Origin of the sequence: Sphingomonas pseudosanguinis (genome assembly GCF_052056765.1) — a bacterium.
Taxonomy (GTDB): Bacteria; Pseudomonadota; Alphaproteobacteria; order Sphingomonadales; family Sphingomonadaceae; genus Sphingomonas; species Sphingomonas pseudosanguinis.
This window is the reverse complement of sequence record NZ_CP189888.1, coordinates 2,513,897-2,528,545: the sequence shown is the minus strand read 5'-3', so window position 1 is coordinate 2,528,545 and position 14,649 is coordinate 2,513,897. Positions and strand designations below refer to the sequence as shown.

Genomic DNA, 14,649 nt, shown 5'->3' with positions numbered 1-14,649 from the left:
AAATCCCCCGCCCCGTTCAGCCTGAGCGCAGTCGAAGGCCAAGGGATTGCCTCGGCGAATGTCGCCGCGTCGCGCTCTGCAAGCGCTCAGGCTGAACGGAAGACGGAAAAGGTTCAACCGACGGTGATTTTCCCCTAACCCAGCCCGATGACCGCGCTGATCGCCGACTATTATCGCCACCTCACCGTGGACGTGCGACGATCGGATCATACCGTGCGCGCCTATGTCGCCACCGCCGAGCGGTTGACCGGCTTTCTGACGCAGCATTGGGGGGAAGCCGTCGATAGCGGAACCCTGTCCCGCATCACCGCAGCCGACCTGCGCGCCTATCTGGCGGCGCGGCGCGGCGAGGGGCTGACCGCCGCGTCGACCGCGCGAGAATTGTCGGCGATCCGGACCTTCCTCCATTTCGCCGGCATCGAGCCGCCATCCCTCAAAGGCCCTCGCCGCAAGCGCAGCATGCCCCGCCCACAGGCCCCGGCCGACATCATCGCGCTGGCCGAAGATGTCGCGGAGGACGCTGCCGAACCCTGGATCGCCGCGCGCGACTGGGCGGTGTTGCTGCTGCTCTATGGCGCGGGATTGCGGATCGGCGAGGCGATGGCGCTGCCCGCCGCGATCCTGCCGCTGGGCGAGACGCTGCGGGTACGGGGCAAGCGTGACAAGATGCGGATCGTGCCGCTGCTGCCGCAGGTGCGCGAGGCGATCGAGCGTTATGCCGCACAGATGCCCTTCGCCGTCGCAGGCGAGGAGCCGCTGTTCCGGGGTGCCAGGGGCGGTCCGCTTTCCCCCGCCATCATCCGCCGATCGGTGCGCGGCGCGCGCGAACGGCTGGGGCTGGGTGCGCGGACGACGCCGCACGCGCTACGGCATAGTTTCGCCACGCATCTGCTGGGGCGCGGGGCCGATCTGCGCCAGCTCCAGGAACTGCTCGGCCATGCCAGTTTGAGTTCGACGCAGATCTACACCGGCGTCGATGCGGCGCGGTTGCTGGACGTGTATCGCACCGCCCATCCGCGCGGGTGACGTCGCTCAGCGATCGCGGTGCGGCTTCCAGGTGACGACGCGCCAGAGATAGCCGATGACGATGACGACGGTCATCACGATCGCCGCCGGCCCGACATAGCGATCGATCGCCTGAAAATTGGCGCCCAGCCACAGACCCGCATAGGCCAGGATCGCATTCCAGATGATGCTGCCCGCAAAGGTCCAGAGCAGGAACTTGCCCAGCGGCATGCGTGTGATCCCGGCAGGCAGCGAGATCATCGTGCGGAAGGCGGGCATGAAGCGGAACACGAACACCACCCAGCCGCCATGTCGGACGAAGAACAGGTGCAGCCGTTCGACATCGCGCCAGTCCATCGTCAGCCAACGGCCATGGCGCTCGACGAAGGGGCGAAACCGCTCATAGCCGATATAGCGCCCGACCGCATACCAGGCGTAATTGCCGGCGGTCGTCCCCGCCGTGCCCCAGAGCAACAGCGGGACCATCGCCATGTCGCCGCGCGCGACCGCCATCCCGCCTAGCCCCATGATGACCTCGGACGGGATGGGCGGCAGGATGTTTTCCAACGCCATCAGCAAAAATATGCCGAAATAGCCGCCCCAGGCGATCAGGTTCAGGATGAATTCGGTCATGGGTGAGGGATGTACCGATGAAGGGACGGGCGGTTCCCCTATCGTCGATACCCCGATGTGGAAAGGCGAAGCGGCTTGACGGCGCGAGCGGGTTGCGCGAACCCGCCAGACATGGCCGATACCCCCGAAAAATCGGAGACGAAGGACACGCTGCGCTTCTTCCTGAAGCTGGCGCTGTTCGTCTTCATCCTGCGCAGTTTCATCGTGACGTCGTTCGTCATCCCGTCGGAATCGATGCTGCCGCGCCTGTTGATCGGCGACTATCTGTTCGTGACCAAGTGGAATTACGGCTATTCGCGTTGGTCCTTGCCCTTCGGCCTGCCGTTGCTGCCCGGGCGTATCCTGGGCCGCGATCCGGCGCGCGGCGATGTCGTGGTCTTCCGCTCGCCCGGGCCGGACGATCATGACGTCATCAAGCGGGTGATCGGCCTGCCCGGCGACACCATCCAGGTGCGCAATGGTCAGGTCATCCTGAATGGCCGCCCGGTCCCCAAGCAGCGGATCGCCGATTTCGTCCTGCCGCTGACCCCCAATTTCAACGCCGACAAGTGCGGGGCCGAGCATCTCGATACGGTCGCGGGGCAGGGGGTGTGCCGCTATGCCCGGTTCCGCGAGACGCTGCCGGGCGGCAAGAGCTATGACGTGCTCGACCAGGGCGATTTCCCCGATCGCGACGATACGATCGTCTACACGGTGCCGGCCGGCAACGTCTTCCTGATGGGTGACAATCGTGACGACTCGGCGGACAGCCGCTTCGCACCGCCCATGGGCATGGGCTATATTCCGATGGAACGGCTGGAGGGGCGAGCGGCGGTCACCTTCTTCTCGACCGACGGCACTGCCGAATGGATCAAGCCCTGGACCTGGGTGTCGGCCGCACGCTGGAGCCGGATCGGAGAAGGGTTTTGAGCGCGCTCGACAGCTGGCTGGCCGGGATGTTCGGCCAGCCCCCCAAGGATAGCACGCCCTTCCAACGCGCGCTGACCCATGGCAGCCAGGCGGCGGAAAATTACGAGCGGCTGGAGTTTCTGGGCGACCGCGTACTCGGCCTCGTCATGGCGGAATGGCTGTGGGAGCAGTTCCCCAGCGAGCCCGAAGGACAGCTGTCGCGCCGGCTCAACTCGCTGGTGACGGGCGCGGTATGCGCCGATGTCGCGCGCGATCTGGGCGTGCGCGATCATTTGCGGCTGGGTAAGCAGGCGCGCGACGATGGTGCGTCGGACAGCGACAATGTGCTGGGCGACGTGATGGAGGCGCTGATCGGCGCCTGGTATCGCGAGGCGGGGCTGGACGCGGCACGGGCTTTCATCCGCAAGGCCTGGGGCGACCGGGTCCATTCGCAGGGGAAAGCCCCGCAACATCCCAAGTCGGCGCTGCAGGAATGGGCCGCCGCGCATAATCGCAAGGCGCCGGAATATGTGGTGACCGACCGCTCGGGTCCGCATCATGCGCCGCGCTTTACGGTGGCCGTCCGGATCGGCCGGACTGCCGAGGCGAGTGCGGAAGGAGCGAACAAGCAGGAGGCCGAGACGGCGGCCGCCAAGGCGTTGCTGGCGAAGTTGAAGGCTTGAGGGATTCCCTTGGGCTTCGACTTCGCTCAGCCTGAACGGCTGTTCTGGAAGACCGCCGCACACCCCGACCTCCGTTCAGGCTGAGCGAAGTCGAAGCCCACGCCCCAACCTCACCCAGCGATCGACGTTAACGCCCCTTGGCGGCGGCCGCGTCCTTCTTGGCCTGGACCTTGGCGCGGTGATGCCCGACTGCGCAGCCCGCCGCGGCACCCAGCACCGCATGACCCTTGCCGACGAAATGCCCGCCGACCGCGCCGACCGCCGCACCCTTCAGGCAGCCCTTGGCCGAGGCGGGGCCGGCGACGGTCAGCAGCGCGGCGGCCGACAGCGCGGTGAGAAGGGTCTTCATAGCGTCTCTCCTTTCACTCGAAATCGTGGCCGGAAAAATGCGCGCTGGTCCGTGGCCGTTCCGTGATCCGGCCATTACATTCTCTTCATACGGGCTGGCCGTTGCGGGACGGGGGCGGGGCCTGTACCGCTGATGCCCATGACTGAACAACGTTGCGGCCTCGTTGCCGTCGTCGGCGCGCCCAATGCCGGCAAATCCACCCTCGTCAACGCGCTGGTCGGCCAGAAGGTCGCCATCGTCAGCCCCAAGGCGCAGACGACCCGCGCCAAGCTGCTCGGCGTCGCGATCGAGGGGGATGCGCAGATCCTGCTGGTCGACACGCCCGGCATCTTCGAGCCCAAGCGCCGCCTCGACCGCGCGATGGTCGCCGCCGCCTGGGAAGGCGCGGAGGGGGCCGACATCCTGGCGCTGGTGGTCGACGGCAAGGGCGGCATCGGCCCCAAGATCCACGCCATCGCCGAGTCGATCGCGCACCGGCCCGAGCCCAAGCACCTTATTCTCAACAAGGTCGACATCGCCGACAAGGCGCGGCTGCTGACCCATGCCGAAAAGCTGAACGAAGTCGTCAAGTTCGACGAGACCTGGTTCATCTCGGCGCAGACCGGGGATGGCTTGCCCCAGCTGAAGTCCCGCCTCGCCGCGCTGATGCCCGAGGGGCCGTGGCATTACCCGGAAGACCAGGTGTCCGACGCGACCGAGCGCGCGCTCGCCGCCGAGGTGACGCGCGAGCAGATCTATCTCCAGCTCCACGCCGAGCTGCCCTATGCCAGCGCGGTCGAGACCGAGGCGTATAAGGAGCGCGAGGACGGATCGGTCGAGATCCACCAGCAAATCCTGGTCGAGCGCCCGACCCAGCGCGCGATCGTGCTGGGCAAGAACGGCGTACGGATCAAGGAGATCGGCGCGCGGGCGCGGGCGCAGCTGTCCGAACTGCTGGGGCAGAAGGTGCATCTGTACCTGCATGTGAAGGTCAAGCCGGGCTGGGACGAGGATCGGTCGGTTTACAAGGATATTGGGTTGGATTGGGTGGAGTGATGTGTTGGGTGGGGGCTCGGTGAGACACCGTGGCCCTCCCCCATCCCCTCCCGCTTGCGGGAGGGGCGTGTTGCTTGGCTGATGGTTCGCATAAGCAACAGGGCCATCGCTATTTGAAGTGCATGTCGGTGATGCTTGGCACGCCCCTCCCGCAGGCGGGAGGGGATGGGGGAGGGCAGGGGCTAGGCGACAGACCCGCCAAGCCGCCCCAAAGCCCACTCTACCGCCTCCACCACCACCGGGTCATCATCCCCCAACAACCCCCGCAACACCGGCACCAACGCCGCCGCACCGCTATTCCCCGCCGCGATCGCCGCATTGCGCACCATCCGGTTGCGCCCGATCCGCTTGATCGGCGACCCCGCAAACACCTGCCGGAACCCCGCATCGTCCAGCGACAGCAAATCCCCCAGTTCCGGCGCGGTCAGCTCCGCGCGGGGATGGAAGGCCATGTTCGCCTGCGCCGCCGCCGCGAACTTGTTCCACGGGCAGACTGCCAGACAGTCGTCGCAGCCATAGATGCGGTTGCCGATCGCGACCCGGAACTCCTCCGGGATCGGCCCGGCATGCTCGATCGTCAGATAGGAGATGCAGCGCCGCGCATCGAGCTGGTACGGCGCTGGAAACGCCTCGGTCGGACAGGCTCGCTGGCACGCGTCGCAGCGGCCGCAAGTGTCGCGTGCCACCGCATCGGGCTCCAGCGCCAGCGTGGTGTAGATCGCGCCGAGGAACAGCCAGCTGCCATGTTCGCGGCTGACCAGATTGGTGTGCTTGCCCTGCCAGCCCAGCCCCGCCGCCTCGGCCAGCGGCTTTTCCATCACCGGCGCGGTATCGACGAAGACCTTCAGGTCGCAAGCCGCCTCGTGCGCCAGCCAGCGGCCCAGCGCCTTCAACTGACGCTTCACGACATCGTGATAGTCGGCCCCTTGCGCATAGACCGAGATACGGCCGATCCGCCCCTGATCGGCCAGCCGCATCGGGTCCTCGGCGGGGGCATAGCTGACGCCCAGCGAGATGATGCTCTTCACCTCGGGCCACAGGCTGGCGGGGCTTTGTCGCTGGTGCGCGCGGTCGGCCATCCAGATCATCGATCCGTGCCGCCCCTCGGCCAGCCATTGGTGGAGCCGCTCGACCGTCCTGGGTGCGGCATCGGCATGGGTGATGCCGATCGCGGCGAAGCCCAGTTCGGCCGCCTTCGCCTTGATCCGGGTTTCCAGCTTGTCTTGCGCCACATCGGCCCGCTACCACAGGGGATCAGGGAGGGACAGGGCTTGGACAATCAGTGGGCGGTCAGCGCCACGGGCCTGGCAAAGCGTTTCGGCGAGCGCCGCGTGGTCGACGGGGTCGACATCGCGGTGCCGACCGGCGCGGTGTACGGCGTGCTCGGCCCCAATGGCGCGGGCAAGACGACGACGCTGCGCATGTTGCTGGGCATTATCGAACCCGATGAGGGGCAGCGTATGCTGCTCGGCCATGCCCATCCGCGCGATGCCAGCGATCTGGTCGGTTATCTGCCCGAGGAGCGCGGGCTGTATCCGGCGATGAAGGCACGCGATGCGATCGCCTTCATGGGCGCGCTGCGCGGACTGGACTGGAAGACGGGCCGCGCGCGGGCGGGCGAACTGCTCGAACAGGCGGGGCTGGGCCATGCCGCCGACAACAAGATTCGCAAATTGTCCAAGGGCATGGCGCAGCTGGTCCAGTTGCTCGGCTCGGTCGTGCATCGGCCGAAACTGCTGGTGCTCGATGAACCCTTTTCCGGACTGGACCCGGTCAATCAGGAACGGCTGGAAGCATTGATCCTCGGCGAGCGTGACCGGGGGGCGACGATCCTGTTCTCCACCCATGTCATGGCGCATGCCGAGCGGCTGTGCGACCGGCTGGCGATCATCGCGGGCGGGCGTCGCCGGTTCGAAGGGACGGTGGACGAAGCGCGCGGCACCCTGCGTGCCCGGGTCCGCTACCGCCCGCGCGATCCGGAGCGGGTGTCGCCCGACCTGCTGCCCGCCGATGCGGTGCGTGAGGGCGCGGACTGGCGTTTTACGCTGCCCGAAGAGGGGATAGAGCCGGTGCTGGGCCGATTGCTGGCGGCCGGCGCGGGCATCCTGAACCTGTCGATCGAGCGCCCCAGCCTGCACGAGGCCTTTGTCCGCATCGTCGGCGAAGCCGCCATGGAGGCCAAGGCATGAGCGCGCGCCGCCTGATCCGCCAGACGATGACGATCGCCCGGCGCGATTTTATCGCCACCGTCTTCACGCCGATCTTCCTGCTGTTCCTGTTCGCGCCGCTGATCATGGTGGCGTTCAGCACCATCGGTGCACTCGGCGCCCGTCAGGCCGCCGATCATGGCAGCGAGCGGGTGCGCATCGTCGCGATCGTGCCCGATGCCGTCGCCCCCGCCATCGCCGAAGCCGACCGCCGGGCGCGCAAGGTGTTCCGCCGCGACGAGGAGCCGCCCGCGCTGATGACCATGACGCCGACGCGCGATGTCGCGGGCCAGGCGCGTGCGACCTTCGAGGCGGGGGGATATGACGCGACGGCGGTGCTCTATGGCCCGCTCGACCGGCCGACCGTCCTTTACGGGCCGCGCGGCGCGCGCACCGCCGACTATCTGGCGGTGTTAGCGGGCAGCGCGCTGGCGGCGGAGCGGCTGGGAGGGACGTTGCCCAGCATCTCGCCCACCAAGATCGCCTTCACCCGCCAGCGGCCCACGCTGGGCGGACAGAACCAGACCGCGTTCCTGGCGGTGTTCGGCGTCTTCTTCCTGACCCTGTTCCTCGCAGGCCAGGTGGTCGGCACCATGGCCGAGGAGCGGTCCAACAAGGTGATCGAGGTGCTGGCCGCCGCCGTGCCGCTGGAGGCGGTGTTCCTGGGCAAGCTGTTGGGCATGTTCGGGGTCGCGGTGCTGTTCATCGGCTTCTGGGGCACGGTGCTCGGGCAGGTGACCAGCCTGTTGCCGCCGAGTTTCGCGGGGATGGTCGGCGAATTGTCGCCGGCGGTCGGGCTGCCGATGTTCGCGCTGCTGTTCATCGCCTATTTCACCATGGCCTATCTGCTGCTGGGGTCGGTGTTCCTGACGATCGGGGCGCAGGCCTCGACCATGCGCGAAATCCAGATGCTCTCGCTGCCGATCACGATCGTGCAGGTCGGCATGTTCACCCTGACGCTGAGTGCCCTGTCCGAACCCAATAGCTGGCTCGCGCGGGCGGCGGAGATATTCCCGCTATCCTCACCCTTCGCGATGGCGGGGCTGGCGGCGGCGGACGATGCGCTGTGGCCGCATGCGCTGGCGCTGGCGTGGCAGGGGCTGTGGGTCGCGATCTTCGTGACCATGGGGGCTCGGCTGTTCCGGCGCGGGGTGCTGCAATCGGGGAGTTCGCAGCCCTTCTGGAAGCGTAAGCGGGGGTGAGGCGTGCCAAGCGGGATGGCCTTTGCGTAAGCTCTTGGCCTTCCTATCTTGGGTTTATGACCGCATCATCCTCGGATCGCCGCGCTTTCCTCTCGCTCCTGGGGCTGGGCACGCTTGGCGTTGGGCTGTCGGCCTGTGGTCGCGAGGCGGTAGCGGCGGAGCGCTTCCCCGTGTCGATGAGCGATGCCGCGTGGAAGCAGAAGCTCGGACCGGCGGCCTATGATGTCCTGCGTCACGAGGGCACCGAGCGGCCCTATAGCAGCCCTCTCAACGGCGAACATCGCAGCGGCATCTTCGCATGCAAGGGCTGTGCGCAGCCGCTCTTCTCATCGAAGACCAAGTTCGAGAGCGGCACGGGCTGGCCGAGCTTCTGGGCGCCCTTGCCCAAGGCGGTGGGCACGCGCCGCGACCGGTCGCTGATGATGGAGCGGGTGGAGGTGCATTGCAGCCGCTGTGGCGGGCATCTCGGCCATGTCTTCGACGATGGGCCCAAGCCGACGGGCAAGCGCTACTGCATGAATGGCGTGGCGATGACGTTTCGGGCGGCTTAGCGTGTCGCTGGGCGGGGATTCCCGTGGCCTTCGACTTCGCTCAGGCTGAACGGGGTTCGCAGTAGTAGCTCGGCTTCACTCCTCACTCCGTTCACGCTGAGCGAGGTCGAAGTGCACGTTCCGCCTTTCGTGAATATACTCGAACCGCGAATTACTGGATCGGCGCCGCGAAGGTCAGGATGCCGTTGACGCGGCCATCGGTGTTCGATGCGATTTCGGTGGCGGGCAGCGGTGCGACGCTGGGCTTGTGACCGGCATAGATGAAGCCCTTGGTCGGATAGGCCGAGGTGCCCAGGCCGCCATTGGGGCCGTACCAGACCTTGACCATCGACCAGTCGTTGTTCGGCGAGATGTCGATCGCGCGGACGTCGCGCTCGATGCCGCCGCGGCGCGACCAGTTGGCATGGGTCAGGAGGACTTCGCGGTCGCTGACGACCTTGCTGACCATCGCGACATGGCCGACGCGCATGCGGTGGGTCGCCTCGAACGCCAGGACCGAACCTTCCGCTGGCATATGGCCACGCTCGTAGCGGCCCTCGGCCTGGCCCCACCAGGTGTTGGCGTTGCCGTGAATATCGATGCCCGAAATCTCGCGGGCATAGGGCGCACACTGCCAGAATTGGGCTGCGGCGGGAGCGGCCATCATCAGGCCGCACGATGCCATCAGCGCGAATCGCACTGCAAATGCCTTGAACTTCACGTGACCCCCCGGTCGGAATGTCGGTGTGAGTGTCGATTAACTGGGGCTAAACACATTGGAAAGCGCGGCCGGAACCATATCCGGTGAACGGTGTTTCGGCGGCGGTGACTTGAAAATACGGCGGCGAAACGAGTTTTTCGTTCCTCGTTTCGCCGCTCGCTAGGCTCGGCTTATCGTCCGAGGAGGCGGTCGACCGTCACCTGCGTCACCGAGTGATAGCTGGGACGCGCCTTCTCATAGATTCGCTTGGCCAGCGCCTGGCCCCACGCGCCCTGTCCCTGAAGCTGCTGGAACAGCGGCGCGACGAACTTGCGGCGGCCCTGCGAGGTCAGGAACTGGTCGGCGGATGCCTCGGCCGGCGGATAGCGGTTGGCGAGCGCCAGCTTCAGCCAGGCGAAGCGGATCTCGCTATTGCCCGTCTCGTTCCAATGGAACCGCCCGTCGAGTGCGGCGAGCCGCTCGGCCGACAGCTGGCGCGGCAGTTGGTCGAGGAAGCGGACATATTCCTGTGTCGTGACCTTGTCCGGCACCGCCGAGACCGGGCCACCCGCCGCGAAGGCCTTGGCCGCCGCGTCGATCGCGGGGAAGGCGTCGGAGCGGACATGGACGGCATTGGCGGGGATGCCGGGCTGATAGACCCATTGGTCGACACCGATCTTCGTATCCTCGCCGGGCTTGAGCAGGTTTTTGCGCAGATCGGCCAGGAAGCCCGCACTCGTCTGCGGCTGGAAGGCATGGCGATCGAAATAGCCGCGCAAGTAAGCGTCCCAGCGCGCGCGGCCGACGACCGACTCGATCGTCCGCAGGAAGGTCGCGCCCTTGTCATAGGCGATCTGGGTCATGCCGTCGTCGGGATCGCGGGCGGCGTTCAGGTCGAGATGCAGCTTGGTGTCGGGCGATTGCGGGCCGCCGGCTTCCTTCACGGCGTTCATCATGTCGGTCCAGGCGAGGTCGGCCTCCATGGCGGCGCGGCGCTTGCCGTACATCGACTCCATGATCCGGTTCTCGAAATAGCTGGTGAAGCCTTCATTGAGCCAGAAATCGTCCCAGGTCGCGTTGGTGACGAGATTGCCCGACCAGCTATGCGCCAGTTCGTGCGCGATCAGGCTGACGAGGCTGCGGTCGCCCGCCAGCACGGTCGGCGTCGCGAAGGTGAGGGTGGGGTTCTCCATGCCGCCGAACGGGAAGCTGGGCGGCAGGACCAGCACATCGTATCGGCCCCAGCGATAGGGGCCATACAGCCCCTCGGCGGCGGTCACGAATTTGTCGAGCCCGGCAAACTCCCAGGCCGATTTGTCGAGCATCGCGGGTTCGGTCCAGATGCCGGTGTTGGCGCTTAAGGGCTTGAACTTCAGGTCGCCGATGGCAAGCGCGATCAAATAGGGGGCGACCGGCTTGTCCATGCGATAGCTGGCGGTGTGGCGGCCGCCCTCGCACGGCGTCTCGGCCGTCCGCTCGCCGCTCATCACGACGATCAGCGCGCAGGGGGCGTTGACCTTGGCGTCCCAGGTCTGGCGGATGCCGGGCGAATCCTGGGTCGGAATCCAGCTGCGGTTGAGGATCGCCTCGCCCTGGCTGAACAGATAGGGCTGCTTCTTGCCCGCCGTCTGCTCGGGCGACAGCCATTGCAGCGCCTTGGCCCCCGGCGCGGAGGCATAGGCGATCTTGACCGTGCGCGCGCCGTTCAGCGTGATGGTCAGCGGCGCGCCATGCACCTTGTCGACCGCGCCGACCGTATAGGGCAGGGGCCGGTTCTGCGCATCGGTGACGGTGACGATGCGCAGGCCGTTATCGTCGACCACCAACTGCCTGGCGTCCGCCTTGGCATCGACCGACAGCGTCGCGACGCCCCGCACCACATGGGTGTCGAAATCGGCATAGAGGTTCAGCGAGACATGGGTGACCCGCGCCTCCAGCGGCCGGGCATAGCTGTGCACGTCGCGCGCATCGGCGCTGGTCAGGACGGGGGCGACCATGGGGGCGGAGGAAGGGGCTTGGGCGGCGAGCAGCATCGCCAGGGCGGCCAGGGGCATGGGGACTCCGAATGGGACAGGATGATTGCACCATAGCGCGATCGACGGGGAATGGGAGGGGCGGTGCCCCCTGGACGCGAGGTGCCGCAACCACCAGCTAGGGGCGATGGACGAGATGACGCTGGCGGTGGTGGGGATCGACTTCCCCAATGAGGACAAGGCGCGGAGCAACCGCCGGTTCGAGTGGCTGGCCTCCGCCATCGGCGATCCGGTGACCTTGCAACCCGAGCCGCGCAACCGCCACGATCCCAATGCCATCGCGGTCTTCAGCGCGCGAGGCGTGCAGGGCGGCTATCTGTCGGCCGAACGCGCGCCGCTGGTCGGTGCGCGTATCCGTCGCGGAGAGGAGGTGCAGGCCGTCTTCCAGGGACTGGACAAGGCGGTCGCCTATATCCGGGTGCGCTTCGGCGGCGGCGCGCCAACCCTGCCCGTGTCGAAGCCGGCCCCGACCGGTCGCGGCGATGGGAATGACGATTTCTATCCCGATGCCGAGGGGCCGGACTGGGGTGCCTGAGACCCCCAAAACAAAAGAGGGAGCCGAAACCGGCTCCCTCTCCACGCATCGGATGCGTTGACCTTTGGGCGGGCAAACCCGCCCGGCAAGATCAGTTGCTGTCCGCGCTGTCGTCCTTGACGATCGCGACGACGCCGATGGCGACCACGCCAGCAGCGATCAGCGCGGCGAGGATGCCGCCGCCGGCCAGCTTGTTGCCCTTGGCGGTCGGAGCCGAAGCGCGAACCGACTTCGAAACCGACAGGCTGGCGGCCGGGTTGGTCGGAGCGGCAGCAACCGGAGCAGCGACGAGGGCGGTGGCGGCAACAGCAGACAGGAACTTCATCATATATAATCTCCCATGGCGAACGACCGCCAAGACGCGGCATTGTTCATCGTCCCGATAGCGCAAAAGGATCGGAGGACAAAATTGTTCCCGCACTGCATCAATTTTTTTCGACACTGTGGGAACCATATCGCACATTCCGTATAGGGAATGTCGATTAGGGCCGTAACGGTTTTGTCTCAGCGGCCACCATCACGCCGCGTCAGCGCGGCGACGCAACTGGCGCGATCGATCGCGCTGCCATCGGGTTCGCGCGCGTCGATATAGGATACGCGCGGCTCGCCACCGTCCTTGGGATAGAGATAGGCGTCGAGGACGCAGAACTTGCCCTGATATTGCAGCTTGCGCGCCTGTCCCTCGCGGACATCGGCATCGGCCGCGCCGAACAGCTTGGTCAGCCCCGCCGCATCCTGGCCCAGCACCCGCTCCAGCCCGACGCTGGTATAGGGCACGGGGACGGGCGCCATGCCACGCACCGGGGCGGCGGTCTGGGGGACGGTACAGCCGGCCAGCGCCATGGGGGGAAGCAGGAACAGCGCGGGTCTGCGCCAATGGGGGGTCATGCGGGTCGCCTCCGATGAAAGACATGCGTCGCCATGCTCGCGCCCAAAACGGGGGCCAGCAGGTTGAGCCCCGGAACCACGAACAGCACCGCCACGGCAAGCCCCAGCAGCAGGCGCCGCGGCCCGGTCGCCCTGCGCCAGCGACGCATCGCGCCCGCATCCATATGCCGCGCCGCCACCATGTCGCCCAGATCGCGCGACAACAGCCAGCCATTGACCAGCAGGAACGCCGCCGCCGTGCCGATGCCGGTGGCCAGCAGCACGATATAGAGCGGCAACAGGACCAGGTTGATCGCGATCACCCGCCCCGCCGAGCCGAGCCCCATCGCCAACCCGCGCGCCAATGGAACGGGGCGGGCGCTAGCCAGCGCTTGCGGATAATGGCGCGCCTCGACGGCGGCGACGATGTCGTCGGCGAACAGGCCGATCACCGCCATCGCCACCGCGCGAAAGGCCAGCCACAGCGTCACGATCTCGACCACCACGACCAGCGCCGCCGACCACCCGCCGGCCTGCGCGCCCAGCCATCCCGCCAGCGCCGCGCGGACGCCCCACCACAGCGCGACGCCCGCCACGACGAACACCGCCAGCGTCACCGCCAGCGAGCGGATCAGGACCCGGCGGATGACGGGATCACCCAGCTGCCCCAGCGACAGGAAAAAGGCGCGGATCATGGCCGCAGGGATGGCGCGGGCGGTGGGGGCAAGTCAATGTGCGCAAACGGGTTTCGCGGGGCCTGGGGCGGGTGCCGTGTCGTCGATCTTGCGCCGGGGTAGCGTGCTGACTAGGGCGGCGGGCATTACAGCTTGTTTTCCCGGAGTCCGTTACTTGACCAACCCCACTTACGACGTGGTGGCGATCGGCAATGCCATCGTCGACATCCTTGCCTCCGCCGAGGATGACTTCATTGCCGAGAACGGCATGACCAAGGGCGCGATGCAGCTCGTCTTCTCGCCCGAGGAGGCCGATGCGCTGTACGCCAAGATGGGCCCCGGTCGCGAGATTTCGGGTGGCTCGGCCGCCAACACGCTGGCCGGCATCGCCGCACTGGGCGGCAAGACCGCGTTCATCGGCCAGGTCGCCGACGACCAGCTGGGCGAAGTCTTCGCGCACGACATCCGCGCCGCCGGCGTCCGCTTCGACACCCCGGCCCGCGCCGGCCAGCCGACCACGGCGCGCTGCATGATCTTCGTCAGCCCCGATGGCCAGCGGACGATGAACACCTTCCTGGGCGCATCGCACTATCTGCCGGCCGAGGCGCTGGACCGGTCGCTGATCGCCGATGCGGCCTATCTGTATATCGAAGGCTATCTCTGGGACCCCGAAGAGCCGCGCGCCGCGATGCGCGCCGCGATCGAGGTCGCGCGCGAAGCGGGCCGCAAGATCGCCTTCACCGCCTCCGCCGAGTTCGTGATCGACCGTCACCGCGCCGATTTCCATGCGCTGATCGACGGCGGCATGATCGACGTGATCTTCGCCAATGAGACCGAGATCGTCGCGCTGACCGAGACGGCGGATGTCGAGGCGGCGGTCGCCTCGCTGAAGAACAAGGTCGAAACGCTGGTCGTGACCCTCGCCGAAAAGGGCGCGCTGGCGCAACGCGGCGATGAGCGCGTGACGGTTCCCGCCCATCCCGTCGACAAGGTCGTCGACACGACGGGTGCGGGCGATCTGTTCGCCTCGGGCTTCCTCTATGGCCAGACGCATGGCCAGGATCTGAAGGCCTCGCTGACGCTGGGCGCGGCCTGCGCGGCCGAGATCATCAGCCATTTCGGCGCACGTCCGCAGGTCGACCTGAAGACGCTCGCCGCCAGCCTCTGAGCGGCTGGCTTACCAGCCAGCCGAAGGATGCAGGCTGAACCGAGCGACTGACAACCCGATCCTCCCCAAGCTGTGCTTGGGGAGGGGGACCATCCGAAGGATGGTGGAGGGGCAGGAGCCGCAAAGCAAAAGGCCCGGAG

General features: G+C 67.1%; 17 protein-coding genes. 9 read left to right on the top strand and 8 right to left on the bottom strand.

Translation table 11 applies throughout. From position 1 onward, the window contains the following. The first annotated feature begins 147 nt into the window (after nucleotides 1-147). Nucleotides 148-1,026 (top strand): tyrosine recombinase XerC, encoded by an 879-nt coding sequence (locus tag ACQHGV_RS11435; protein WP_440978290.1) that lies wholly within the window; start codon nucleotides 148-150, stop codon nucleotides 1,024-1,026. Nucleotides 1,027-1,032: 6 nt separating this feature from the next. Here the strand turns inward: ACQHGV_RS11435 and ACQHGV_RS11430 are convergent, their stop codons facing one another. Beyond that, nucleotides 1,033-1,638, bottom strand: a complete 606-nt coding sequence (locus ACQHGV_RS11430) for a DedA family protein (RefSeq protein WP_409787116.1) — start codon at nucleotides 1,636-1,638, stop codon at nucleotides 1,033-1,035. A 111-nt stretch (nucleotides 1,639-1,749) separates the two neighbouring features. On the opposite strand from ACQHGV_RS11430, the gene lepB reads away from it, so the two are divergent. Together lepB and rnc are read left to right on the top strand one after the other, a co-directional pair. Further along, nucleotides 1,750-2,547, top strand: a complete 798-nt coding sequence (gene lepB / locus ACQHGV_RS11425; RefSeq protein WP_440978289.1) for a signal peptidase I — start codon at nucleotides 1,750-1,752, stop codon at nucleotides 2,545-2,547. A 26-nt stretch (nucleotides 2,548-2,573) separates the two neighbouring features. Beyond that, nucleotides 2,574-3,209: a ribonuclease III gene (gene rnc / locus ACQHGV_RS11420; RefSeq protein WP_440980194.1), complete on the top strand. Its 636-nt coding sequence runs from the start codon at nucleotides 2,574-2,576 to the stop codon at nucleotides 3,207-3,209. Between the two features lie 127 nt (nucleotides 3,210-3,336). On the opposite strand, the gene ACQHGV_RS11415 is transcribed toward rnc, so the two are convergent. Then, complete coding sequence (locus ACQHGV_RS11415; protein WP_440978288.1) at nucleotides 3,337-3,558, bottom strand: hypothetical protein; 222 nt, start codon at nucleotides 3,556-3,558, stop codon at nucleotides 3,337-3,339. Nucleotides 3,559-3,696: 138 nt separating this feature from the next. On the opposite strand from ACQHGV_RS11415, the gene era reads away from it, so the two are divergent. Then, entirely contained in the window at nucleotides 3,697-4,593 is an 897-nt protein-coding gene (gene era, locus ACQHGV_RS11410) for a GTPase Era (RefSeq protein WP_183950462.1), read from the top strand. Nucleotides 4,594-4,775: 182 nt separating this feature from the next. Here the strand turns inward: era and queG are convergent, their stop codons facing one another. Next, the gene (gene queG, locus ACQHGV_RS11405) at nucleotides 4,776-5,825 is read right to left on the bottom strand and encodes a tRNA epoxyqueuosine(34) reductase QueG (protein WP_440978287.1); all 1,050 of its coding nucleotides are present in this window, start codon (nucleotides 5,823-5,825) and stop codon (nucleotides 4,776-4,778) included. 39 nt (nucleotides 5,826-5,864) lie between these two features. Here queG and ACQHGV_RS11400 point away from each other — a divergent pair, with 39 nt between their 5' ends. From ACQHGV_RS11400 to msrB, 3 genes are read left to right on the top strand one after another with little or no spacing between them, the layout of a single operon-like run. Beyond that, nucleotides 5,865-6,782, top strand: a complete 918-nt coding sequence (locus ACQHGV_RS11400) for an ABC transporter ATP-binding protein (RefSeq protein ID WP_440978286.1) — start codon at nucleotides 5,865-5,867, stop codon at nucleotides 6,780-6,782. After that, nucleotides 6,779-8,002: an ABC transporter permease gene (locus ACQHGV_RS11395; RefSeq protein ID WP_440978285.1), complete on the top strand. Its 1,224-nt coding sequence runs from the start codon at nucleotides 6,779-6,781 to the stop codon at nucleotides 8,000-8,002. The genes ACQHGV_RS11400 and ACQHGV_RS11395 overlap by 4 nt, the downstream gene beginning before the upstream one ends. Nucleotides 8,003-8,058: 56 nt before the next feature. After that, nucleotides 8,059-8,553: a peptide-methionine (R)-S-oxide reductase MsrB gene (gene msrB / locus ACQHGV_RS11390; protein WP_440978284.1), complete on the top strand. Its 495-nt coding sequence runs from the start codon at nucleotides 8,059-8,061 to the stop codon at nucleotides 8,551-8,553. 151 nt (nucleotides 8,554-8,704) lie between these two features. Here msrB and ACQHGV_RS11385 read toward each other — a convergent pair whose 3' ends face one another. Next, nucleotides 8,705-9,217, bottom strand: coding sequence for a CHAP domain-containing protein (locus ACQHGV_RS11385; protein ID WP_409787295.1), 513 nt, complete (start codon nucleotides 9,215-9,217; stop codon nucleotides 8,705-8,707). 206 nt (nucleotides 9,218-9,423) lie between these two features. Further along, nucleotides 9,424-11,286: a M1 family metallopeptidase gene (locus tag ACQHGV_RS11380; RefSeq protein ID WP_440978283.1), complete on the bottom strand. Its 1,863-nt coding sequence runs from the start codon at nucleotides 11,284-11,286 to the stop codon at nucleotides 9,424-9,426. A 106-nt stretch (nucleotides 11,287-11,392) separates the two neighbouring features. On the opposite strand from ACQHGV_RS11380, the gene ACQHGV_RS11375 reads away from it, so the two are divergent. Then, on the top strand, nucleotides 11,393-11,800 hold the full coding sequence (locus ACQHGV_RS11375) for an HIRAN domain-containing protein (RefSeq protein WP_440978282.1): 408 nt from the start codon (nucleotides 11,393-11,395) through the stop codon (nucleotides 11,798-11,800). A 91-nt stretch (nucleotides 11,801-11,891) separates the two neighbouring features. Here ACQHGV_RS11375 and ACQHGV_RS11370 read toward each other — a convergent pair whose 3' ends face one another. From ACQHGV_RS11370 to ACQHGV_RS11360, 3 genes are all read right to left on the bottom strand, one after another. Further along, complete coding sequence (locus ACQHGV_RS11370) at nucleotides 11,892-12,128, bottom strand: hypothetical protein (protein ID WP_183950469.1); 237 nt, start codon at nucleotides 12,126-12,128, stop codon at nucleotides 11,892-11,894. Nucleotides 12,129-12,304: 176 nt separating this feature from the next. Beyond that, nucleotides 12,305-12,688, bottom strand: coding sequence for a hypothetical protein (locus ACQHGV_RS11365; protein ID WP_312488047.1), 384 nt, complete (start codon nucleotides 12,686-12,688; stop codon nucleotides 12,305-12,307). Continuing rightward, entirely contained in the window at nucleotides 12,685-13,362 is a 678-nt protein-coding gene (locus ACQHGV_RS11360; RefSeq protein ID WP_440978281.1) for an EI24 domain-containing protein, read from the bottom strand. Before ACQHGV_RS11360 ends, ACQHGV_RS11365 begins: the two co-directional genes overlap by 4 nt. A gap of 154 nt (nucleotides 13,363-13,516) precedes the next feature. Between ACQHGV_RS11360 and ACQHGV_RS11355 the strand changes: the two genes are divergently transcribed. Next, a complete protein-coding gene (locus ACQHGV_RS11355) occupies nucleotides 13,517-14,509 on the top strand; it encodes an adenosine kinase (protein ID WP_440978280.1) in 993 nt (330 codons plus the stop codon). Nucleotides 14,510-14,649: the final 140 nt, after the last annotated feature.